Annotated in this window: 22 protein-coding genes and 1 riboswitch; of the genes, 11 read left to right on the top strand and 11 right to left on the bottom strand. The window is 30.7% G+C overall.

All coding sequences use genetic code 11. The features are described from left to right. Nucleotides 1–86: 86 nt before the first annotated feature. From JN168_RS00300 to JN168_RS00280, 5 genes are read right to left on the bottom strand one after another with little or no spacing between them, the layout of a single operon-like run. Nucleotides 87–1,448 carry a gluconate:H+ symporter gene (locus JN168_RS00300; protein WP_279526031.1) on the bottom strand — a complete coding sequence of 454 codons (1,362 nt, stop codon included), beginning with the start codon at nucleotides 1,446–1,448 and terminating at the stop codon, nucleotides 87–89. A gap of 21 nt (nucleotides 1,449–1,469) precedes the next feature. After that, complete coding sequence (dgoD, locus tag JN168_RS00295) at nucleotides 1,470–2,615, bottom strand: galactonate dehydratase (RefSeq protein ID WP_279526030.1); 1,146 nt, start codon at nucleotides 2,613–2,615, stop codon at nucleotides 1,470–1,472. A 12-nt stretch (nucleotides 2,616–2,627) separates the two neighbouring features. After that, nucleotides 2,628–3,251, bottom strand: a complete 624-nt coding sequence (locus JN168_RS00290; RefSeq protein WP_229366714.1) for a bifunctional 4-hydroxy-2-oxoglutarate aldolase/2-dehydro-3-deoxy-phosphogluconate aldolase — start codon at nucleotides 3,249–3,251, stop codon at nucleotides 2,628–2,630. Between the two features lie 8 nt (nucleotides 3,252–3,259). Continuing rightward, nucleotides 3,260–4,201, bottom strand: coding sequence for a sugar kinase (locus tag JN168_RS00285; protein ID WP_229366715.1), 942 nt, complete (start codon nucleotides 4,199–4,201; stop codon nucleotides 3,260–3,262). Then, on the bottom strand, nucleotides 4,198–4,965 hold the full coding sequence (locus tag JN168_RS00280) for an IclR family transcriptional regulator (RefSeq protein WP_229366716.1): 768 nt from the start codon (nucleotides 4,963–4,965) through the stop codon (nucleotides 4,198–4,200). Before JN168_RS00280 ends, JN168_RS00285 begins: the two co-directional genes overlap by 4 nt. Before the next feature lie 289 nt (nucleotides 4,966–5,254). Here JN168_RS00280 and JN168_RS00275 point away from each other — a divergent pair, with 289 nt between their 5' ends. Genes JN168_RS00275 through JN168_RS00250 form a run of 6 tightly spaced genes read left to right on the top strand, consistent with a single transcriptional unit; the run spans nucleotide 5,255 to nucleotide 11,260 of the window. Next, complete coding sequence (locus JN168_RS00275; protein WP_279526260.1) at nucleotides 5,255–6,304, top strand: amidohydrolase/deacetylase family metallohydrolase; 1,050 nt, start codon at nucleotides 5,255–5,257, stop codon at nucleotides 6,302–6,304. Then, nucleotides 6,282–7,382, top strand: a complete 1,101-nt coding sequence (locus JN168_RS00270; RefSeq protein ID WP_279526029.1) for a DgaE family pyridoxal phosphate-dependent ammonia lyase — start codon at nucleotides 6,282–6,284, stop codon at nucleotides 7,380–7,382. The genes JN168_RS00275 and JN168_RS00270 overlap by 23 nt, the downstream gene beginning before the upstream one ends. Then, nucleotides 7,382–8,131: a 2-dehydro-3-deoxy-phosphogluconate aldolase gene (gene dagF, locus JN168_RS00265; protein ID WP_279526028.1), complete on the top strand. Its 750-nt coding sequence runs from the start codon at nucleotides 7,382–7,384 to the stop codon at nucleotides 8,129–8,131. The genes JN168_RS00270 and dagF overlap by 1 nt, the downstream gene beginning before the upstream one ends. Further along, entirely contained in the window at nucleotides 8,124–9,140 is a 1,017-nt protein-coding gene (locus JN168_RS00260) for a sugar kinase (RefSeq protein WP_279526027.1), read from the top strand. The genes dagF and JN168_RS00260 overlap by 8 nt, the downstream gene beginning before the upstream one ends. Nucleotides 9,141–9,147: 7 nt before the next feature. Next, complete coding sequence (locus JN168_RS00255) at nucleotides 9,148–9,873, top strand: GntR family transcriptional regulator (protein ID WP_229366718.1); 726 nt, start codon at nucleotides 9,148–9,150, stop codon at nucleotides 9,871–9,873. 52 nt (nucleotides 9,874–9,925) lie between these two features. Next, a complete protein-coding gene (locus JN168_RS00250; protein ID WP_229366719.1) occupies nucleotides 9,926–11,260 on the top strand; it encodes a GntT/GntP/DsdX family permease in 1,335 nt (444 codons plus the stop codon). Nucleotides 11,261–11,480: 220 nt separating this feature from the next. On the opposite strand, the gene JN168_RS00245 is transcribed toward JN168_RS00250, so the two are convergent. From JN168_RS00245 to JN168_RS00225, 5 genes are all read right to left on the bottom strand, one after another. Continuing rightward, nucleotides 11,481–12,815, bottom strand: coding sequence for a 5-methylcytosine restriction system specificity protein McrC (locus JN168_RS00245; protein ID WP_229366720.1), 1,335 nt, complete (start codon nucleotides 12,813–12,815; stop codon nucleotides 11,481–11,483). Beyond that, the gene (locus JN168_RS00240; protein ID WP_279526026.1) at nucleotides 12,802–14,817 is read right to left on the bottom strand and encodes an MrcB family domain-containing protein; all 2,016 of its coding nucleotides are present in this window, start codon (nucleotides 14,815–14,817) and stop codon (nucleotides 12,802–12,804) included. The genes JN168_RS00245 and JN168_RS00240 overlap by 14 nt, the downstream gene beginning before the upstream one ends. 273 nt (nucleotides 14,818–15,090) lie before the next feature. Further along, nucleotides 15,091–15,741: a DarT1-associated NADAR antitoxin family protein gene (locus JN168_RS00235; protein WP_279526025.1), complete on the bottom strand. Its 651-nt coding sequence runs from the start codon at nucleotides 15,739–15,741 to the stop codon at nucleotides 15,091–15,093. A 5-nt stretch (nucleotides 15,742–15,746) separates the two neighbouring features. Further along, nucleotides 15,747–16,436 (bottom strand): DarT ssDNA thymidine ADP-ribosyltransferase family protein, encoded by a 690-nt coding sequence (locus JN168_RS00230; protein WP_279526024.1) that lies wholly within the window; start codon nucleotides 16,434–16,436, stop codon nucleotides 15,747–15,749. Beyond that, a complete protein-coding gene (locus tag JN168_RS00225) occupies nucleotides 16,433–17,971 on the bottom strand; it encodes a UvrD-helicase domain-containing protein (RefSeq protein ID WP_279526023.1) in 1,539 nt (512 codons plus the stop codon). The genes JN168_RS00230 and JN168_RS00225 overlap by 4 nt, the downstream gene beginning before the upstream one ends. A gap of 139 nt (nucleotides 17,972–18,110) precedes the next feature. Here JN168_RS00225 and JN168_RS00220 point away from each other — a divergent pair, with 139 nt between their 5' ends. The 5 genes from JN168_RS00220 (at nucleotide 18,111) to JN168_RS00200 (ending at nucleotide 23,097) form a co-directional block, all read left to right on the top strand. Continuing rightward, entirely contained in the window at nucleotides 18,111–18,818 is a 708-nt protein-coding gene (locus JN168_RS00220; RefSeq protein WP_279526022.1) for a nuclease-related domain-containing protein, read from the top strand. 360 nt (nucleotides 18,819–19,178) lie between these two features. Beyond that, nucleotides 19,179–19,280, top strand: a riboswitch (SAM riboswitch). Nucleotides 19,281–19,347: 67 nt separating this feature from the next. Continuing rightward, nucleotides 19,348–19,533 (top strand): hypothetical protein, encoded by a 186-nt coding sequence (locus JN168_RS00215; protein WP_279526021.1) that lies wholly within the window; start codon nucleotides 19,348–19,350, stop codon nucleotides 19,531–19,533. Between the two features lie 314 nt (nucleotides 19,534–19,847). After that, nucleotides 19,848–20,825: a tRNA dihydrouridine synthase gene (locus tag JN168_RS00210; RefSeq protein ID WP_279526020.1), complete on the top strand. Its 978-nt coding sequence runs from the start codon at nucleotides 19,848–19,850 to the stop codon at nucleotides 20,823–20,825. A gap of 431 nt (nucleotides 20,826–21,256) precedes the next feature. Beyond that, on the top strand, nucleotides 21,257–21,781 hold the full coding sequence (locus tag JN168_RS00205; RefSeq protein WP_279526019.1) for a hypothetical protein: 525 nt from the start codon (nucleotides 21,257–21,259) through the stop codon (nucleotides 21,779–21,781). Between the two features lie 395 nt (nucleotides 21,782–22,176). Further along, nucleotides 22,177–23,097 carry an ABC transporter substrate-binding protein gene (locus JN168_RS00200; protein WP_279526018.1) on the top strand — a complete coding sequence of 307 codons (921 nt, stop codon included), beginning with the start codon at nucleotides 22,177–22,179 and terminating at the stop codon, nucleotides 23,095–23,097. A gap of 607 nt (nucleotides 23,098–23,704) precedes the next feature. Here JN168_RS00200 and JN168_RS00195 read toward each other — a convergent pair. Continuing rightward, the gene (locus JN168_RS00195) at nucleotides 23,705–24,262 is read right to left on the bottom strand and encodes a TetR/AcrR family transcriptional regulator (protein ID WP_279526017.1); all 558 of its coding nucleotides are present in this window, start codon (nucleotides 24,260–24,262) and stop codon (nucleotides 23,705–23,707) included. Nucleotides 24,263–24,294: the final 32 nt, after the last annotated feature.

Raw genomic sequence — 24,294 nt, 5'->3', positions numbered from 1 at the left:
GTAATCCTGGAACATAATAAAGAAGCAGAGCACTATAAACAGCACTCTGCTTCTGAAACTTCTACTTAAATTTTGTCATATTACTTCTATACAAACAAACTTATAAATAAAATAAATATAATTCCTGAAACTGACAAAATGGTTTCTAAAAGTGACCACGTTAAAAATGTTTCTTTAATAGTCAGACCAAAATATTCTTTAAACATCCAGAACGCCGCATCATTAACATGAGAAAAGATTAGACTCCCAGCACCTATGGCCAAGACAGCAAGTGCAACATTCGTGTCCGAATTTTGTATAATAGGTAATATAATTGCCGTCGTCGATATACCTGCTACCGTTGCTGATCCCAATGCAATACGCAGTACCGCAGCTATAATCCAAGCAAACAGTAACGGAGACATAGTTGTATTTGTAAAACTCTCTTTAATCGTATCGCCTACGCCACCGTCTATTAGAATTTGTTTAAATGCACCACCGCCACCAATAATAAGTAGCATCATGCCAATTGGATAAATAGAGTTCGTAACAGACTCCATTGTTTCTCCAATTCGTTTTCCTCTCCATAATCCCATAGAAAATATAGCAAATATAACTGAAATCACCATAGCTGTTCCTGCTGTACCTATAAAATACACAAAGTTCTCAATATAATTCATACCATTACCATCTTCGTGACCTGTTATTAATTGTAAAATCGTAGATAATAGCATTAATATCACAGGTAACAATGCTGTAAAAACACTCAAACCAAAACTCGGCATTTCATTTTCGGAAAACTTCTTTTGAGAACCTAATTCTGAAATATCCCCTTCTTTTCGAAATGCAGAGGGTGCAATTTTTTCTGCCACTTTTAAAAATAAAGGTCCAGATATAATCGCTACAGGTATCGCAATGATGATGCCATACATGAGTACTTCTCCAATATTGGCATGTAACTCTTTCGCGATAACTGTTGGTCCGGGATGTGGTGGTAAGAATCCATGCGTTACGGAAAGTGCCGCCATCATAGGAATTCCAATTTTTAATTGTGATACCTTAAGTTTTTTGGCAATTGTAAATACTAATGGTATAAGCAATACTAAACCAACTTCTAAAAATAAGGCTATACCTACAATAAACGAAGCAATGATGATTGCCCATTGTGTATATTTTTCTCCAAATTTCGAAATCAGTGTTTCTGCAATTCTATTCGCACCACCACCATCAGAAAGTAATTTACCTAACATTGCCCCAAGACCAAATATTAAAGCAATATGACCAAGTGTACTTCCTATTCCACTTTCAATACTTCCCATTATTTTTTCCATTGGTATGTTTAAAAATAAACCTGCAATGATCGATGTAATAATTAGTGAAACAAATGTATTTAACTTTAATATTATAATTAAAATTAAAAGAATGGCGACACTGATAACTACACTAAATATAACGCCAACTAAGCTCATATTTATCCCCCTTACGCCCCTTTACCATTCGGCAATAGAGCCATCCTTATGTTTCCATACTGGATTTTTCCAATTATGACTTTCTTTTGCTTTTTCCTTAACATAGTCTTCATCAATTTCAATGCCTAAACCAGGTCCGTCAGGTATTTTCACAAAACCATTTTCATATTTAAAAATGCTTCTACCTTTCACATAATCCAATAAATCATTTCCTTTGTTATAATGGATACCTAAACTTTGCTCTTGTATAATTGCATTATGACAAGTTGCATCTACTTGCAAACAAGCAGCTAGAGCAATAGGACCCAGTGGGCAGTGTGGTGCTGCTGCAACATCATAAGCTTCTGCCATAGATATAATCTTTTTACATTCCGTAATACCACCCGCATGAGACAAATCAGGTTGAATAATATCTACATAACCTTCCGCTAATAAAGATTTATAATCATAACGTGAATACATTCTTTCCCCAGTTGCAATTGGTGTCGAAAAGTTCGATAAATGTTTCAAACTATCATTATGTTCTGGTAAAACAGGCTCCTCAATAAATAATGGATGCAGCGGTTCTAACTCTTTAAACAAAATTTTCGCCATAGGTTTATGTACACGACCATGAAAATCAATGCCTATACCAAAGTCCTCTCCCATTTTCGTTCGAATCGCACTTACACGTTCAACAACTTCTTGAACTTTCCTAAAATCATCAATATATTGTAATTCTTCGGTAGCATTCATTTTAATTGCTGTGAATCCTTTATCTGCAACTTTTTGAGCTTCTATCGCAACATCCGTAGGTCTATCTCCACCAATCCATGAATAGACTTTAATATTTTCACGCGCTTTACCACCTAATAATTGATGCACTGGTGCATTAAGATACTTTCCTTTAATATCCCAAAGCGCCTGATCGATCCCAGCAATTGCACTCATCAATATTGGACCACCTCTATAAAATGAAGAACGATACATTTGATTCCATAATCCTTCAATATTACTTGGATCCTCACCAATAATTTGATCCATTAATTCAGTCACTGCTGCTTTCACAGTCGCGGCTTTACCTTCAATAACTGGCTCACCCCACCCAGAAATACCACAATCCGTTGTAATTTTTAAAAACAACCATCTCGGTGGTACCTGATACAATTCATAACTTTTAATTTTCATATTAATAGCCTCCTAGTTTAACTTTTCAAGTAACTTTTCTGCTTTCAATTTGATTTCATGCAATGTTGTTCTATTAATTTCAAGATTATTTTTTACAATCGCGCTACTGACACCGACACCAATTGCACCTACATCAATGTATTGCTTAATATTTTCTAAATTAATTCCACCCGTCGGTAACAAATCAACTTCATTTAATGGCGCTAAAATATCTTTGATATAGCCTGCTCCCATTTCAGATATTGGAAATACTTTCACTATATCTGCACCGGTATTCATAGCAAACGTAATTTCAGAAGGTGTCAACGCACCTGGAATGGAAATCTTATGATTATTTTTCGTACATGTTATTACTTCTTTATTCGTATCTGGCGAAATAATAAATTTTGCTCCTGCATTTATGGCTTGTTGACAATCTTCTGCATTTAAAACAGTACCTGCGCCTATATACATTGCTTCTCCATAAATTTCATTTAAATCGCTAATAGATTTTAATGCCTCCGGAGAATTCAACGTGACTTCAACTAGTTTAATCCCCGCTTCATATAGTTGTTCTACTATTTTCAATGTATCTTCAGTATCATATCCTCTAATGATTGATATGATTTTGTGTTCTTTTATTAGATCAATGTTCATATAAAGCACTACCTTTCCACATCACTTAGTTGATGATTTATAAATTTTTCTAATTCATTGAGCGTTGGTAACCCATAAAAATCTCCATAAGCCGTTGTGGCCAATGCGCCCATAGCTAGCGCATATTGAGACATTTGCGCTAAGTTTTCCAATCCATATTTTTCAAGTCCATATATTAATCCAGCAGCAAAAGCGTCACCTGCACCTACCGAATCAATTTCATTAACATGATATGCTGATTTAAAGCATTGTGCTTTTTGATTTGCAAAAAAGGCACCGTTTGAGCCATCTTTAATAACTAACAACTTATGATTAAGTTCCTTTGCAATCGTTTCATTCGCATTATTTCCAAATAGAATCTGTGCTTCACTGCTACCAGTTAGTAAAATATCTACATCTTGGGCAATTTTGTTATAAAAGCACTTAAATTCATCTTGAGCCCATAATTTCCCCCTATAATTCGGATCAAATATCACTGTTAATCCTCTAGTTTTCGCTTCTTTAATTAAAGCTAAAGTAGTGTTGTAAGTTAGTTCACTTAATGCCGGTGTAATACCAGTAATATACAAAATGGATGCGCTTTCAAATATATCTTTAAAAAAAGGCTTAATATCATAATGATTCACCGCACTGTTCTGTCTAAAATAATCTACATGAATCGTATTGGATACGCCTCTTTCTTTAGTCATGAGTCCAGTGGAAAAATTGTTTAATGTTGTTAAAAAATGCGTTCCTACAGCTTCCCCATTCAACTGATATCGTATAGCATCACCTATCGCATCATTGCCTACTGCTGTAATAAACTGTGAAGATAAACCTAATTTAGCTAAACCAATCATTGTATTAACTTCCGCACCTGCAATATGAAATTGTGCATGATCTCGATATACGAACTTACCATCATTAATTGAAAACACACCCATGACTTCTCCATATGAAATTACAGTCAATATATATTCACTCCATTTCTTGTTAAACCCATTGCCTTCGAAATAAAATAAGCATTTTGCTTAATAAGTCCTGGGATATTTTTATTTTCAATAATTCTTTCCTTAGGTCCAGCACAACTTATTGCACCAACAACTTGCTGCGCATCATTCAATATTGGTGCCGCGATGCAATATAAACCCATCTCATTTTCCTCATCATCAATGGCATAACCTTGTGCTTTAAACATCGCTAACTGCTTTTTAAGATCAGCATAATTACCTACAGTTTTGGGTGTGATTGCTTCAAATTTAATATGCTCAAACATTTCATCTAATAAATTGCTGTCATACATGGATAAACAAGCTTTGCCCAATCCTGTAGAATATATCGGTTTATTCGTTCCAGGTTGTGCAGTCGTTCTAATAGACCTATTACTATCAATCTTAGTTAGGTAAATCATTTCATTGTATTGAGGATAAGCAAGAAAAATTGTTTCATTTATTTTGTCATTTAGATTTTTAATATAAGTTAAACTCTCATTATATAAATCCAAATCTTCTCGAGCCCTATTGCCCAAATTAATCAACTTATGCCCTAATAAATATTTATTTTGATAATCCTTCCTAATATATTTAGAATCCAACATTGTTTTAAGTAAATTAAACAAACTACTTGGTGGAATATTTAAGGCATCACCTATTTCCTTCTCACTCAACGGTAGCGATGCATCCTTCAATAACTCTAAAACATCAAATACACGCTTTGCAGATTTAACTATACTCACCATCCCCCTCCTTATTTCATATATGTGAAATGAAAATATATATGTGAAAGCACAAGAATATAATCATATTATTTTTAATTTGTCAATATTACATCATTTTGATTTGGAATATGTTTTATAAATCAATACATCATAAATTTGTTTAATACTATTTATTATTTTTATTAATCGAATATTATAATGATTGCGCTTCCAAACATTATAATGTTATAATCTTTTTGCGAGGTGATATTGTGTGAAAAGTACAGGAATAATAAAAAACATATTATTAGTAGAAAAAGAAACACGAATGGATGTTTCACTTGAGGCAGGTGTCGTCAAAGAGATAGGAAAAGCCAATACATTAAAAGGCCCCATACTTTTTGACGGTTCTGAGTCTTATTTGTCAACGGGATGGATTGATTTGCATGTACATGCATTTTCTGACTTTAGTCCATATGGAGATGATATAGATGCTATCGGGGTTAAGCAAGGTGTTACAACGATTGTTGACGCTGGAAGTTGTGGTTCCGATAGGATTGATGAACTGTATCAACGTGCATTATATAGTGATACACAATTATTTTCATTCTTAAATATATCAAAAATAGGTCTAGAGAGAATTGATGAATTGTCTAATTTATCTTGGATAGACAAGGAATTATGTATATCTGCTGCACACAAATATCCAGATATGATTATCGGTCTAAAAGCTCGTATAAGTAGCAGTGTTGTAAAAGGTAATGGTACTGTTCCTCTAAAAAACGCAATAGAAATAAGTGAACAATTAAAATTGCCTATTATGACACACATCGGGTCTGCACCACCAAAAATTCAAGATGTCATACCACTATTACGACAAGGCGATGTCATTACACATTTCTTAAATGGTAAAGATAATAATCTATTTGATGAAAATGGAGAACCACTGAACGTCCTTAAAGAAGCTGTTGATAGAGGCGTTAATTTAGATGTAGGTCATGGCAATGCTAGTTTTTCATTTGAAGTAGCTAAGCAAGCACAAAGTGCAAATATACACTTTGATACGATTAGTACTGATATTTATAAAAAAAACAGAATACACGGACCCGTATATAGTTTATCTAATGTCTTATCAAAATTTTTATATTTAGACTATAGTCTAAAAGAAATTATTAATGCAGTAACGCTTAAACCAGCGAAAATTATAAATAAACCTCAATTGGCAGAATTTAGAGAAGGCATTCTAGCAAATTTAACTCTATTTGATGTAGTTGATGAAGAAATATCACTTATAGATTCAGCACAACAAAAAGTCAAAACGAAAAAATTTATTAAGGAAAGAGGCGTAGTTACAAATGGCAAATTCATTAAATTATAAATATGGCTTAAAACAAGTCATTAATGCCAGTGGAAGAATGAGCATTCTTGGTGTATCTTCACCAACCAACTCAGTCATGGAAGCAATGAAATTCGGCGGACAAAATTATGTAGAAATTGAAGAATTGGTTAAGCAATCAGGATTGTATATTGCGAATAAACTTAATTCAGAAGATGCTGTTGTTGTAAACTCCGCTTCGAGCGGGATAGCATTATCAATTGCAGGCGTTATAACAGGGGGAAATGAACGAAAAAGCCAAAGACTTCATAATGATAAAATTAGCAAAAATGAAGTGATTATTTTTAAAGGACATAATGTTCAATATGGTGCACCTATAGAAACTATGATCTATTTAGGTGGCGGATCAGTTGTTGAAGTAGGTTATGCCAATGAAGGTAAGGCACAACATATACAAGAAGCAATTAATGAAAACACCGCTGCGATACTATATGTAAAATCCCATCATGCAGTACAAAAAAACATGGCAAACGTAGATGAAATATATGAAGTCGCACAGAAAAATAATATTCCTTTTATAGTAGATGCAGCTGCAGAAGAAAATTTAGAAAAATATATACAGTGTTCAGATATGGCTGTTTTTAGTGGATCAAAAGCTATACAAGGACCTACAACCGGTATTGTGGCAGGTAAAAAGAATTTTATTGATGCAACTAAAGTGCAGCTACACTTTATAGGACGAAGTATGAAGGTAGGTAAAGAGTCTACTTTTGGACTATTACAAGCACTCGATGAATATTTTGAAAAAGTAGATACCTCTATACATGAAAAAGAAGAACTACAAAAACTAGATAGATTGAACAATTATAAGGAAATAAATTTAGAAATTGTTCAAGATGAAGCAGGCAGAGAAATTTATAGAACACGTGTACATGTAGATTCACCAACATTAACTGCAGAATCAGTTGTTGAGAAATTAAAATTGGCTGAAATTGCTATTTATACACGAGATTATGGTGTTAAACAAGGATTTTTTGACATTGATCCAAGACCATTAAAAGATGGCGAGATAGAGATTATCTATAAAACGATTGTTCAAATAATGGAGGGTGAAATTTAATGAAAATATCAGACAGATTTTATAAAGGCAGAGTAGCGCTTAACGTGTTAGCAAAAGGTGAACAAAATATTCAAGATGTCTATCAAGCAGCAGATAAAAAGGTAGTTGTTGGCGTATTATCAAAAGATTATAAGACTGTGGATGATGCTGTAGATAGTATGCGTGCTTTAGGTTCAAACGTTGATGATGCAATATCAATTGGATTAGGCGCTGGTGATAATAGACAAGCAAAAGTTGTCTCAAACATTGCAAAATGTTATCAAGGTTCACATATTAATCAAGTATTTACAAGCGTAGGACAAACTACAGCTAATGCAAATGATGAATCTTGGGTCAATGCTTTAGTGTCACCTTCTGGCAAAGTAGGTTATGTGAATATATCAACAGGTCCGATTAGTAGTACTGATTCTGAAAAAGCGATTATACCTATAAACACAGCTATTAATCTAATTAAAGATATGGGTGGAAATTCTATTAAATTCTTTCCAATGGGCGGTTTAGATACAGTTGAAGAATATAAAGCCGTAGCTCAAGCATGTGGAGAAACAAATTTCGGTCTAGAACCAACAGGCGGCATTACAAAAGAAAACTTTGAAGCTATTTTAAAAATTGCTCTAGATTATAATGTTCCTAAAATCATACCTCATGTATATTCTTCCATAATTAGCAAAGATACAGGCTTAACTTATGTTGAAGATGTAGAATGGCTAACTACTAAAATGAAATCTCTAGTTGATCAATATGAATAAAAACATTGTTGCTTACGGAGAAATAATGATGCGTTTAGAAGTTCCAGACAACCTTTTGCTTAGACAAGCAGAGAATTTAAAATACTCATTTACAGGAACAGGCGTAAATATTACGGGACTATTAGCTCAATTTGGATATAGCTCTAGTTTAATCAGTGCTGTACCAGATAATTCAATTGGTTCCTCTGCAATTGGTGCCATACGTAGATTAGGCATTCATAGTGATTTGATTATTAAAAATAACGACAATTTGGGTATGTATTTTTTAGAAAAAGGCTTCGGCAACCGTTCAAGCAACGTAACTTATACTAATAGACAACACAGTAGTTTTAATACTACAGATATTTCAAAATATGATTTAATACAATCACTAAATGATGTCGACATCTTGCATATATGTGGTATCACACTCGCTATGAATCAATTAACCCGCGATAACATTATGAAATTAGTGAAAGCAGCAAAAGAGCAAAACATTAAAATAGTATTCGATTGTAATTTCAGGGCTTCCTTATGGGGAGAAAATGGCAATCAACGTGCGAAACCATTTTACGAAACAATATTATCACAAGCCGATATCGTCATAATGAATGAAAAAGATGCAATTCAAACGTTAGGTCTTTCAACAAACCATCAAACAAAAGAAGGTCAACTAGAAGAACTGTTACCTATTGTAGCTCAAAAATTTAACATAAATAAAATTGCAGGAACGATACGAACTGTACAAGATAGCACTCATAATACCATTAAGGGCTACTTATATAGTAACGAAAATATGTATTACTCTAAAATATATGATGTTAATATCTTAGATAGAATTGGCACTGGCGATGCTTACACCTGCGGCATTATACATGGAGAACTTTCAAGCATGGCACCACAAGATGTCGTATCATTTTCAACAGCTTCTTGTGTACTCGCACATACAATTTCTGGAGATACACCATTGTTTGATACTGATGATATAATAAAAATCATAAATAATGAAAAAAACGATATTGAGAGGTAATTGATTTATGACAAAATTATCATCAGCCAAAGGACCTTTATATTTACAAATCAAACAAATTATTGAAGATAGAATTATTCATGGTATATACACAGTAGGAAACTATATACCTACAGAAATAGAATTCGAAAAAGAATTTAACGTAAGCAAAGTAACAGTAAGAGCTGCAATTAAAGAGCTAGTCAATTTAGGTTACTTAGAAAAGAAAAGCGGCAAAGGCACTACAGTAATTAGTCACAAACAAGCGGACACACAAACAAAAAATAAAAATTTCACAGAAAAACTTGTAGAACAAGGTAATAAAATCCAAAAAATCATTAAAGATATTACAGTAATAACACACGAAAAAGATAGTCATTTATTTAAAATGTTTGGCACAAAATCCTATAAACTTACAAGAATTTACTTATTAAATGATCAACCCTATATACTATTCGAGCACTATTTGCCCTACCCACTTAATATTTTAAGTGATGTGGATAAATCTAAAGAAAATAACGATCTATCAATATATAAAATTTTAGAAACAGATAAATTAGAGATTCAAGACATAGAAGATGAATTTTCTGCTGATTTTAATCAAGATGCTGCATTACAACTAAACCTTGATACAAATAAGCCATTACTCATTAGAGAAAGAAAATCTTATTCCGTAGATGGCGCAGTGTTAGAGTATAGTATTGGTTATTATAATAGTGAATTGAAAAAATATGGCATCAGTCTAAAAGATTGATGCAGATTTTTTATAGTATTTTGAAAGCGCTAACATAACTGGAGGAACATGGATGGATTCTAACATTTATTTATTAATTATTACACTACTGTCAATTGTAATTGTTATTTTAGGCGTTGCATGGTGGAAATGGCACGCATTTATTAGTTTAACGGTTGCCAGCTTATTTTTAGCAATATTAGCAGGCTTATCTCCCGAAAAAATTGTAACAGCTTATGAATCAGGTGTTGGCGATGTGCTTGGTCACCTCGTAGGCATATTAGCACTAGGAACAATCTTGGGTAAACTTATGTCCGATTCAGGTGCAGGCATGCAAATTTCTGATTTTCTTGTTAAAGCCTTAGGATATAAAAAACTGCCTTGGGCAATGATGTTATCAGGTTTTATTATTGGTATACCTGTGTTCTTTGAAGTCGGTATTGTTATTTTATTACCACTCGTTATTTCAATTCATAAAACGACTAAAGCAAATATATTACTCATATCAATTCCATTACTAGCTGGCTTATCTATTGTACATGGTATTGTCCCTCCTCACCCTGGAGCGATGACTGCCATAGGTATTTACGAAGCTAATTTAGGAAAAGTATTGCTCTATTCTCTTATCATAGCATTGCCAACTGCAATTATAGCTGGTCCAATATTCGGCAAATTTATTAGTAAACGACTCACACCAGAAAATCCGCCTAATATTATTAAAGTTGAGAATAAAACAAATGTCTTTCCAAGTGTTGCTATTTCATTTTTAGTTATTGCCTTACCAGTATTATTAATGTTGTTATCTATAGTTACGCCGTATTTAGGAAACATACCAAATCTATTAAAAAACACTTTATTATTTATAGGTAGCCCCGTTATTGCACTACTGATTTCATGCTTTGTCGCCTTTTATTTATTAGGATTTAAACAAGGCATGAACAAAAATGTAATCAAAGATTTAGTAGAAGAATGCATTTTACCGGTGGGTTCAATTATTTTAATTATCGGAGCTGGTGGTGGATTTAAAGAGATACTGATTGAAACAGGTGTAGGTGACACAATTGCACAAATGACAGAACACCTTTCAATCTCACCACTACTCTTAGCATTTTTAGTAGCCGGACTAATACGTGTTGCTACCGGATCTGCCACAGTTGCATTAACAACAGCTGCAGGTATTGTGTCACCCATTATCCAACATATGTCTGGAGTGAACTTAGAATTATTAGTTATTGCCACAGGCGCAGGTTCCTTAATGCTTTCCCATGTTAATGACGCTGGATTTTGGATGGTTAAAGAATATTTAGGTTTAAATGTGAAAGAAACTTTTAAAACTTGGTCAGTGATGGAAACATTGCTCGCATTAATTGCCTTTGGTTTCGCGTATATCATTGATTCATTTATGTAAATTTTGCGGAGGGATTAGAGGATTAAACAGAACAACCATCTATACAAGACATCAAAAGTTACAATTTGATTTAGTATAAATATTCAAAGGATTGCTCCCAAACTTTTCTGGAAGCAATCCTTTGATTTTTGATCTGATTCTTTTAATATTATAAACTCCGTTACCATTATTACACAATGCTAGAACCATTTAGCAATTTCACTACTACTGTAGCAAAAAGCTATATATAACTCTTATACTTTGCAAAAAATTCTTCTTCTGACTGTTTCATTTTCTCTGAAAAATCTTTATAATCAATAACATTTCTCGGTATTGTTAGACCAAGTTTTATTACTTTTATATCCTCACGCATTTGTACATTATTTTCATACGTAGTCCCTTGATTTAAATACAATACTTGATCATCATTTTCTTTTTGATTGGGGTAAAAATAATAACCTATTTTAGAATCAAATCTAAGCATATATGCTAATACTTGCAAATAGTCTTTATTTCCAATATTTTGAATAGGTTTATATTTGGCATCTCCAATAATTCTTCTCTCTTCATTACGCCCAATAAAATCTGGATAAATTAGTCCTATTTTAGAATACTTTTTTCTACCGAATAAATTTTGTGCGCCACTACCGCCTTTATTTTTAGGGTGATAAAAATCTTCATCGATTAATTTATAAATATATTCTTCCCATAACCATGCAGCATCAAATAGAATTCCATTTATTTTCTTTGCACCATTACCTATATAATGTTTATGTTGTTGTAAAATCGTTAAACATAGTTTTTGTAGCTCTCTATATTCCTTATAATATGCATGACGAATAGGTCTCTTATTATTAAACATTATCACTTTATTTCTATCCCTATGATTATAACTTGTCGTAACCTCTCTGATTTCTTGCACTTCTGTTTTAACGCTACTTAGTATACCTTTGCTTTCTTTTCTCTTTTTAATAAACTCTATTGTATGCCTAATTAACTGTATAATGTAATTATCATACGAAAATTCTCTCTGTGAATAAGCGATATTCCCAACAAAAGGTGTATTATTCTTTATATGTCTTTGAATATCTATAGTTCCTTTTAAATTATCGTTATTATATTCATTTCGATTATATTCCTTGAACAATCCTTTGCGCATAGCTTTTTTTAAATAATAAGGAAAAATAAAAATAAATAGATCAATAACTTTATTTTCTTGGTCAATTATCGTATTAAAGTCAACAACATACGGTATTTTCAGCACATTTTCTATTAAATATTGAAAAAAATAATCCTGTGGTCCTTCTGAAAAGCGTGATTCAATAATTAAATTTTCCTGATTATAACCTAAAAATCCAACTATATTACCAGTACGATAGGATTGATTTACTTTATTTAGAATAACTTGATTGTCACTTATACCTTCTTGTTCCTTTAAACTATTAGGAAAAACAAATATGCCTGTATCTTCAAGTTCTGATGTAGTCTTATCTAATATTGAATTTGTTAGATTCGGAATTTCTCTAAACTCATTTGACGGTTTAGAAACATTGTCTTTCACTTTAATCAATTTCATTATCTAAACCTGATTCTCCTTGTGAGTTATTATAAGCCGATTTAAATAATTCCATAATCTCTTCCTCATTAAACATTCCTCTAATATAATCAGATAATAACGGCTCCAGATAATCTTCCCATAACTCTTCAAAACTTATGTTAGCCACCTTTAAATAATAAGCAGCACCTATGTGATAATTACTATCCAACTCATCTACTTTCGATATTTCATTGTTAAGACTAGTCATTCTAGTAATAGCTTCTTCTTTTTTATCTCCTAGAGTTTCTAACATTTCAATATTTTCATTAGCCTTGATTTCAATAAATCTAAATCTACGTCTCATGGCAAAATCAAAAGTATCAACTGAACGGTCAATATCGTTCATTGTTCCAATTATATATACGTTATCAGGAATATAAAATTTATCTTTTTCAGAATCTATATTTGAATACTGGGTTTTTACTGCTCCTTTTATTCCCCTGTAACTAGGATCAATAGAAAAGAACAATTCTCCAAATATTTTAGAAATTTCCCCTCTATTTATTTCATCAATTATAAATACAAATTTCACATCATTATTATTTTCCGTGTAAATTTCATTGAAAACGTTACTATTGTGTGGGTTTTTAGCCTTCTCACAAAAAGTTTTGAATATTCCAGGTTTCAAATTAAACCCCATAGTTCCATCATCAGATATAACAGGTCTGATTCCTTCTACAAAGTCTGTATAGTCGTAATTCGGATGGAATTGTACAAATTCAAATTGTTCTGATGACTCGACATCTTCATTAGATACGCCTATGATCTTTGACGCTACCGCTTTGGCGAGATAACTCTTACCAGTTCCTGGTGCACCTCTAAGTATGATGTTTTTTGACTTTAATAATTTTTCAGCTATCTCTTTTACATTTTCATTTTCCACCACTGAATCCTCCTCGCCCTCTACTTTATAACTCATATAATCATCAAAAAATTGTTTGAAATATGCGTTGGGTGGATTATCTGAAAATAAATCCATTTCAATAATATTATAGTTTTGACTTATTTCCTGCTCTTTCTGCTCTATTTCATTCCACATAGTTAATCTAGCATGAGTCATTTTATAATTTTTAAAAGTTGTTCTAATAGTTATCCAAATTCCTAATGAACATTGATAGCATATATACGGAACTTTTCCGCTTCCATTACCATTTTTTCTTCCATAATGACTATTACTAAATAGATGAACATGCAAGTCTACTCCATTCATTCGTACAGAGTTAAAATTTTTAATTTTAGTAACTTCAAGCTCTTCGATACCTTCAAGATTTATATTTGTATTTTTGTTTTTTTCATCAGTTATATTAATCTGGCTTTGTTCCACAAAATTCATAAATAAATTTTTAAAATTTTGATATTTCTTTTCTTCAGAGTTTCGTATAAGTTGATAAAATTGATCAATATCTTGACCATTCTCTCTGTATATAGCTACTAACTGTTCATAATCATTCAACAGTTTATTAATATCTCTTTCTATCACTGATGAGTCAGGAATATCATTAATATAATACTCAAAGCCACTAATCGTTGTTGGTTCATAGCTTTTTCCTAGTGATGTGTCAGCATTTAAATGAATATCGACTAGCTTACTTTTTGGAGATTCTAAAATTCCATAAATTGACTTTGATATTTTTAATATCTCCGAGCTATCCACCTTTTTATCATTAAAATATGTAGCTCCCTGATTTAATGTCAAATATACTTTTTCTCCATCAGCACTAAATAAAAAAACAATATAAAAACCTTTTGTAGTAGCATCTGTGACATCTGGATTCATAATTGCAACCCACGGCACAGAAGCAAATTGACCATTCCCAATACTGCCTTTAATTTCGTAGTCATTTAGTTCTTTTATACTTTTTAGTTCTTCTACCATTTTATATTTTACTAAATCACCGACTGGCGCATTCTTAAATTTACCAGATTCTCTTTCTTTAACGTATGTATTACCTATCGCTTCTATTAAATTTGATAATGTCATTAATAATTCCCCTATTCATTAGTGAAACGTTTATACAATAATTACTAGTTTATAAATTTATTATTTCTATATATAGTAATATTTAAAGTTATTGATCTAAAATGAAAATATATACACTATGTTACATGAATAATAATTTAATTGTTTTCTTGATAACTAATTACTATAATTTTTTCAGTAAAATGAATGAAATCTTTTCTCAAAATTTTAATTAAAGTCAGTTTATGGTTGTATTAAGAAAACAAAACTTCTTTTATATTTGTTATAGAAAACTTAATATACAATTTTCTTGAAATTATCCACACTTTTCAAAGCTTTTTGTAAATATTCTCTTTTAAATAGAGAAACATAAATTGCACAAGCTTCTGCTTGACAATTAAATGATCGTTTAGGATTAAATTCTATATCTGTAAACGCTTCATATTTAAGTATTTCACTAGCAATATCTGGGTTTCGATATAATGCATTTACATATAACCAATTATAAAACAAATTTTTAGGCTCTAATGGAAAATCATGACCAAAACTACTATATTTAGTCATGTAATCATTATTGTCGATTTTTCTAATTTTCTGTTTCATTTCTTTTGCATTATATCCTTTTTCTAATAAATAATTTTGATTACCCGCTTTTTGGTATACTTTACTAGATTGAAATAATTGTTCTACACTAAATACATTCCCATTCATTGTACTTATTTTCAAATTAAATGCGCTCGATTTTACTCCTATTACTTTCACTGATTTACTGGAAACTTCTAATATTTGATCTGTAATGTTTTCTTTTAAAAACTGAAAATGTAAGTCTTCAATACTTTTTTGTTTTTGCTCCTTTGAAAAACCAGGATACCATTTAAAAGAAATATCTATTTTTTTATATATATAATTTTTGGGATCAACGTAATATACAAATCGATTTGCCATGTTGTTTATATCTCAACACCTTTTTCTTCAGGTATCTTACCTGATTGTAATAAAAGTACTATCTCTTTCTTTTCAAATAAACATTTTGAAACTATTATTTCATAATCAGAAATACTAACTCCACAAAGTTCTAGCCTTAAAATCTCCCTTTTAGCATGTTCTTCTGTAGGAAAGATCAACGAGGTAATTTGTTGTTTAGGTATTTTTCCATATATCAAAACTTCTGCTTGAATATCGGTGGGGACATTCTTAGGATATAAATTGTTTCTATCTAAAGTTTTTTTACCCGTAACCTTTTTATTAAAAATACTTTCGAACGCATCATTTCCTTTTCTAACCATTCTTCCACCTTTTGTAGCTGCATTGACTTGACAAAATTTTGTAGTATCAGAAATAATATTAGGGTTTATTCCTAATATTATCCATTCGTTAAATATTTCTTCTTGGCTTTTTTTGACCACAGTTGAAAAATAATAACAGTTGGGATATTGAATAGAGGTACAGATATACTCTTCATGTTTATCAAATCTATTTTCATCTGTTTTATTTAGATAGGACAAATCAGAAATAAAGCTATTTGCTAATATACCATTTTCACTATCCATACCTTCTCCTAAAATAAACGGTAAATTCTTAGACTTAGTAAAATGACATAATCGTGTGATATTTCGCTCTTTGATTATTGATTGAATCATGTATCTTCACCTCTGCAAATATATTTATTTAAGGGAAGGGAAGATAATAGTGATGTTAGTTTCCCAGAATATAAAATAATCAATTTTTCTCTTGCCCTCGTCACACCTACATAATATTGTGCAATAATTTTTTCTAGCATTTCAAAATCTAAATTAGAAAGATCAAAGTTATCATCTTTTAAATCAATTTCATTATTATCTATCTCAATACATTTTTTTAGATTATTTTCACTTAAAAACGGCATTATTACAGTATCAAATTCCAACCCTTTAATTTGTTTATAAGTTCCGAATTGGATTTTATTTGTGTCACTGTACAAATTAAATTCTTTATAACTGAGACCATTTTCTTCCATAAATTTTTTGAACTCATAATATTTATGACTAGGAAGAATAACTCCTACTTTTTCTTCTTTTCGATTCTCACGCACTGCAATGATATATTGATAAACTTTCTTCATCTCTTCCCTTTCATCTCTGTACCTAATGATTTGCGGGTCTTGACCCTTTCTTATTCCTAATTTGCCTTCTGTGTAAAATTCATTATTTTTATCAAAATAAGGTGATAGAGCAATTTTTTCAGCAAATTCACTAATTGGTCGACTATTTCTATAATTATGTATTAATTGATACTTTTTGTAATTCTTCATATTTATACCTAAGGACTTAAAAGAAATGCGCTTTCCAAATACGCCTTGATTAATATCCCCTAACAAAACCATCGCTCCATTTGGATCACTTAATTCATTTACAGTCATCAGCATATCAGAAGTGAAATCTTGAAATTCATCAATTAAAATATATTTAAATGATAACAGTTGTTCCTTCTTATTTTGATCTTTAATTTTATAGAATAATTTACGAATAATAGTACCAATATCCTCATAGTCATAGTATCTATCTTCATTTTCTCTTATCTTTTTATACTGTTCATATACCTCATAAAAGTACTTTCTTTTATTTCTTTCTATTCTAGTGCTTCTACGACCAATTCTTTCTATTCTTTCATAATTTTCTAAGGAAGTTACTGACATTTGTTGCATCCAAGAAATTTCATCTATAAAAGTTTGATAAGGTCTATTAAAAGTAGATTCATTTGGATAATTTTCACTTATCTCATCTACAGCACTTTTTACTTGTTTTACCTTATTCTTGAATATATTATAGCTCTTAACTTCATTATGATTCTTTCTATACTTATCTAATTGTAATTCTTCATTTTTAAAATTATCACAAATTTTTTTCAAAATTTCTTTCATAAAACCATTATATGTATCTATTATTAAGTTATCTGGAATTTGTTCATTTCTATTATTTGCTATATTTTTAATTTTTAAATACATATCTTGATTGACTGCTCTATTAAACGTCAGTAATACAATCTTATCATTAGGATATACTTTTGAGAGCCAATAAATTCTATAAATAGCTAACAACGACTTACCACAACCAGCACTTCCTGTAATAACCATACTTTGATTATCTGCTACATAAAGAATTTCAGTTTGATGTCCTTTTAATGTCGGTATTGACATTTTCTAACACTTCCATTCATAATTATTAGTGAATGTTCTAAATTTTTAAAATAATTAAAGAGCAAAACAATTATAACATTTATGATTAATTCAAAGTTTATGTTTCATAAATTAATATCGTGTATAATAAGGGGTTTTCATGGTAGAACACAATACGAAGAAATTGAATGATAAAATTAATTATTTACAAAGACTTGTACAATCCTCTTTAAATATAGGAGAGCAAATAACAAGTAATCATTTACAGGAAATCTTTTGTGAATTTAAAAATGATAAAATTATTGAACATTATGCCATTTATAATAATATATTGATTGAGGATGAAGATAAAATTCGTCAAATTGATCATTTTGTGATATGTAATAATGGCATATTTATTATTGAAACTAAGCATTGGAAAGGTGATATTTATTTCAACTTCAATAAAGACAATTTAAAAGATTATCATTTAGAGGGCTTAAAAAAATATTTATTTACTATAAACGATGATAATTACATTACTTTTATCCTAAGTAACGAAAATAATGAATTTGCTTTCAAAAAATTTGGTCACCCATTTGACCAAGTTAATAAAACGCGTAAATTTGCTAATGAAATAATTGGTGCTCAGTTTATTGAAATGATTATATATTTCAATCATAAGGGAAATGGACAACTTTATGTAGGTAATACACCTAAATTTGTTGCTACTCCCTCTTCTAAAACTGAGTTAAAAGAAACTCTTCTGCACAAGATAACTCAGAATAAAGTTCGCACTTGTATAGATGCTACAACTATTATGTCCTTTTGTGAAGTACTAAATAAATATGCAAATAATGATGCAAGTATTATTAATGTAAATGGATAATCATACTTAGTATACATATATTAGCTTCATATTCATTAGTTTTCTGAAAGAAATTAATAGTAATTTTTGTGTTTATTTTAAAAATATTATCAAAAGTATGCATTTGATTAATCTTAGACGTACTAAGCGCACGCTTTACCATTCGAACAATATAAAGTTTACCAATAACAATTGAATTATTATAAAACAACTCTTTAATCCAAGACATATTTGATTCATTCATATAATCGTAATAGCACTTTTTCTATTAAAGAAATAAGCTAATAATTTTTAATATATGCAGGTCTATATTTTCAACCATCACGCAAATGAACTCTATAGCAATATATATTATTCTATAATTACCTTAATAAAATAGTTCTCTTATTAAGAGTGAGTGGAGGGATTTGGCCCTTGGAAGCTCCAGCAACAGCTTATTTGCGATGTGCTAATTCCAACAGTATTTAGACTGAAAGATGAGAAGATGTGTCATGCTCTTCTTAATTGGAAGAGCTATTTTATTGTATATAATTGTAAAGGTGGTTATATCATGAAATCATGTCGTGAACTATATGCAGAATTAGATTATTGGAAGCAATATCAAGCTAAGAACTTTTCAAGTAGTGTGTTAAAACGAGGTAAGATCAACCAAGTTGAGTCTCAGATACGCCAACAGATTGATGTTTCAAACAATAAAGACGCGATTTTGAGAATCACAGATTCAACTCAATCATAGTTTGTTAAGCGGAGGTCTATGAGCACCCCGCTTTACTTCTATAATATTAAAATTTCAAACCAATTTAATGATGATAGTGTTGTATAAATTAACTGCAATTCCACATAAAGTGATACTTACTATTAATAATTTAAAATTTGATTGTTTGTTACGCTCTTCATTGATAAAATTATCATAGTTATAATACGTATTTTATACAGTTGAAATCCACTTCTTTATTAAAGTTATTACTGTTCAATATCCAGTTATTTTATGGTAATATCATCATGTGTAAAAAGTAGAGATATTAAGAGAAAAGAAGGTTTATATATATTATGAAAGAAAATTTTTGGCGTGAATTACCACGTCCATTTTTTATTTTGGCGCCAATGGAAGACGTGACGGATATCGTCTTTCGCCACGTGGTTAGTGAAGCTGCTAGACCTGATGTATTTTTCACAGAATTTACCAATACTGAAAGCTTTTGTCATCCAGAAGGTGTCCACAGTGTACGTGGTCGCTTAACATTTAGTGAAGATGAACAACCAATGGTCGCTCATATATGGGGTGACAAGCCAGAGCATTTCCGTGAAATGAGTATCGGTATGGCAGAGATGGGCTTTAAAGGTATCGATTTAAACATGGGTTGCCCAGTAGCTAATGTTGCGAGCAAGGGTAAGGGATCGGGTCTGATACTACGTCCTGAAACTGCTGCTGAAATTATTCAAGCAGCGAAAGCGGGAGGTCTACCGGTAAGTGTAAAAACACGTCTCGGCTATTATGATATCGATGAATGGAGAGATTGGTTAAAGCACGTCTTTGAACAAGATATCGCAAATTTATCGATTCACCTACGCACCCGTAAAGAGATGAGTAAAGTAGATGCACACTGGGAATTAATAGCAGAAATTAAAAAACTGCGTGACGAAATCGCACCAAATACATTACTAACTATTAACGGTGATATCCCAGACAGAAAAACTGGCCTTGAACTTGCTGAAAAATATGGCATTGATGGCGTGATGATTGGTAGAGGCATCTTCCATAATCCATACGCATTTGAAAAGGAACCGCGCGAACATACAAGTAAAGAACTATTAGGATTATTACGATTACATCTCGCATTATTCAACAAATATTCTAAAGACGAACCGCGTCAATACAAACCCTTACGCAGATTCTTTAAAATCTACGTACGTGGCATGAGAGGCGCTAGCGAACTACGACACCAATTGATGCAAACACAAACGACAGACGAAGCAATCGCATTAATCGATGATTTTGAGGCACAAATGGAAGAAGTAGAAGCATAATTTTTGAAACTATAAAAATTATCTCCCTTGATAACAAGGGAGATTTTATTGATTATATGGGTGATAACTAACACTCCAAATAGTTATGCTATTTATCAGTAAGGAACTTATGATTATTATTTTTGAAATATGCCCCCTTTATTAAGTATTCCACTGAAAAATACATTGAAATCTCTACTCATATTGAATAATAGTAGTTCTTTACATTATTTAATATTGCCATAATTTTCAAATACTGAAATTTTTTAACTCTCCCTTTCATCAGATATCAGCTAACCCATTTCCAACATACATGTTCACGCTTTATATATTATAATTATTATATATAATTAACTTAAGGTGGTACACAACTCTGTTCCGAACAAAATTTTGAATACCCTAAATAAAAGTGGATAATATGAGGCAAACTTAAAAAGAATAGGGGGATAATATTGAATATTCAGTTAGAAAATTTAAAGATAAACTTTATAAATGAAGGTTCTGCTCCTTATTTTCAAGTAGAAAATAATAACAGATTAAGACTAGATATAGACTATATTAACCGAGACAACCTTACTCGAATAGTTAATATACTCTTTAAAGATGATGATAGTATTAATCTTTTGTATTATTATGGAACTGTTTTTCCAAAAATATTTAAAGAGCCTACACGAATAGGTAAGTATATTTCAATAAACAACTGGACAGAAGAATTAATTGAAATAGAAAATGAATTTGATGAGAAAGAAATTTATGCAATTGTAACTATTAAATCAATTAGAAAATCTGAATTGATTAATTACCTTTTATATTTAAAACACGCGTTAAAAGATCCTTACATGTGTATTTATAATGAACATAATCTACTATGTAATAGTAGCGATGTTATCGATATTGTTAGTGGCTCCACGACAATAATAAATGATTTAAAGTCATTTTATGAACCTATCTTAAATGACTTTTATAGTGAGGAATAAATAATTAAAACCACCCATATCACGGGTGGTTTTCTTTGCAACATCATCCTATTGTAATTGCTTACAAATATACTTCTCTCATTTTTTATCGACTTCTAAAAATAATAATTCAGCACTTAGTTGCTACAAAAGTTTCAATATTAATTCTACATACAGGCTATAAATTCTAAGTTTATATTACCCCCTATTTGCTCTTGTGCAGCGTTGCTTTAACTATTCACAACTCTAAATGCTATATAAAAATATGTAAATCCCCTGACATAGCTTTACCGCTAAATTTTGAATCATATACAATTTAAATTTTTAAAACTATGTATTGCTATACTTTTCTACCATGCTATAATTGATAAAGATTATCAATTTCAATTAAAAATATTTTGGGGAGTGTTCATTTTATGAAAAGAATAGTGTTTGTAATGCTATGCATGATTTTACTTTTATCAGCCTGTGGTAATAATGACAGTAAAGATAAATCAAACGACACCAAAAGTGATAATGCTTCAACAAAAACATTTAAACAAGATGATGGCACTAAAGTTAAAATACCTAAAAATCCAAAAAGAATTGTTGTTTTACATCCTACATATATTGGTACTTTAGTAAAATTTGGACATAAACCGGTTGGTGTTATAGATTTTGTTAAGCAAAATAAAACGCTCGACGATGCAACTAAAGGCATTAAAAGAATAGGCCAAGGCAATATTGAACAAATTACAAAAGCAAAACCAGATCTGATCATTACAACTCAAGAAGATAAAAATGCTAATAAGCTTAAAAAAATTGCACCAACAATACAGATGGATGCAATGAAATCGAATTATAAAGAAACGACTAAAGAACTCAGCGAAATTGTAAATGAGCAAGATAAAGCTGATAAATGGTTAAAAGAATGGGACAATAAATTACAAAAAGATAAAAAAGCGCTTGGTGATAAAGTTAAAGGAAAAACAATTACCGTTTTACAATCAACACCAAAAGGTATAAGTGCATTCGGTCAAAACTACGGTCGTGGTACTGAAATAGTTTATGACGGATATGGTATGAAACAACCTAAGTTATTAGAAAAAGAAACGAAAAACGCTTATATGGCTACACCATCTGAAGAACAACTTGCAGATTACACAGGAGATTATATTATATTAGCCACAATGGGTGAAAAACCTCCATTTACACAAAAAGCAAATTGGAAAAATTTAGATGCTGTTAAAAAAGGGCATGTCATTAATTTAGATTTACAAGATACACAGTATAATGACCCTCTCTCTTTAGAAAAGCAAAGAAAAATTATTTTGAAACAACTAAAAGATATGAACTAAATTCAATCACTGGGCGATACAACAAATAATAAAAATGGTAATGGGAGTTATGAATTAAACTTAACACCCAAGGGCACAGTCAAATTTCACAATCATATGGGTGAAAAGTGAAACCTGTACGTAATTGTCAATTTGTGATAACAGCATATGAATAATAGAACTTGGGACAAAATCCCCAGAAAAATAGCACTCAGATAAATTTCATTTATCTCGGTGCTTCTTTTTATTTATAGTATTATTGGCTTGCTATACTAAGGGACAACTTTCGCCTTTAGTCTTTAGAACGACCTATTCTCTCAGGAATACTGCTAAAACACGTCATCTAAATATGTAATTTTATATTAAAACACTTTAAAAAATTAGCCCTTCATAGATCTAACTGAATTTATCTAACCTAATCATTAGTAATACTACTTAGAAACTGTAAAAGTATCTGAAATAGTTCATAGAAAATACCCTTTTGTTAAAGTAAAACTACAGAATCAACTTGGCCACAGAAACATCAATTTGGTAACACAATGAAAACAGAAAACTTAAAACAAAATTATGTAAATAGTAAGGTCTGGTACTTATGAAATTGATGTGCTTATCATTGTTTCAAGTAATGTTATTCTTTATACTCTATTTTAATAATATCATTATAAATATTGTCCAGTTCTTCTATTGGTACTTCTCTATCAATAGTCTCTGCCCATTTACTTAGACCATCAATAACAGAAACATAAATATGTATATACGCACCTTTAGGCACACTACTTATCATTTCTATATTTTCTATATTTGCATTAAAATTCTCAGTTAATTTATTTATTACGAATTGCAATATAAGTTTGTCAAAAGCACTATCATGTCTTTGTTTTTTACCTATTTTTTCAATATTTTTTCTATTCTCTTCAAAGGATTCATAAACTGATTGAAATGGACTATAAATTAAATTTTTGATGTCCTTAAAAACATAATCTTGAGTAAGTTCATCAATTAAATCAAATAATAAATCATATTTATCATTATAATGTCTATAGAAAGTTGTTCTATGTACAATCGATTCATCACAAATATCGTGAATGCTCAATTTTTTAAATTCTTTTTTTTGTAATAAATTAAATAACCCAGTTTTTAATGCTTTTTTTGTTTTTACCACTCTCAAATCATCACTTTTATGCATATAATTCTCCTTATTTGTAGCTTATACATACT

This window comes from Staphylococcus gallinarum, assembly GCF_029774255.1.
In the GTDB taxonomy this organism is placed as follows: Bacteria; Bacillota; Bacilli; order Staphylococcales; family Staphylococcaceae; genus Staphylococcus; species Staphylococcus gallinarum.
The sequence above is the reverse complement of the archived record's forward strand: the minus strand, read 5'-3'. Positions and strand labels throughout refer to the sequence as shown.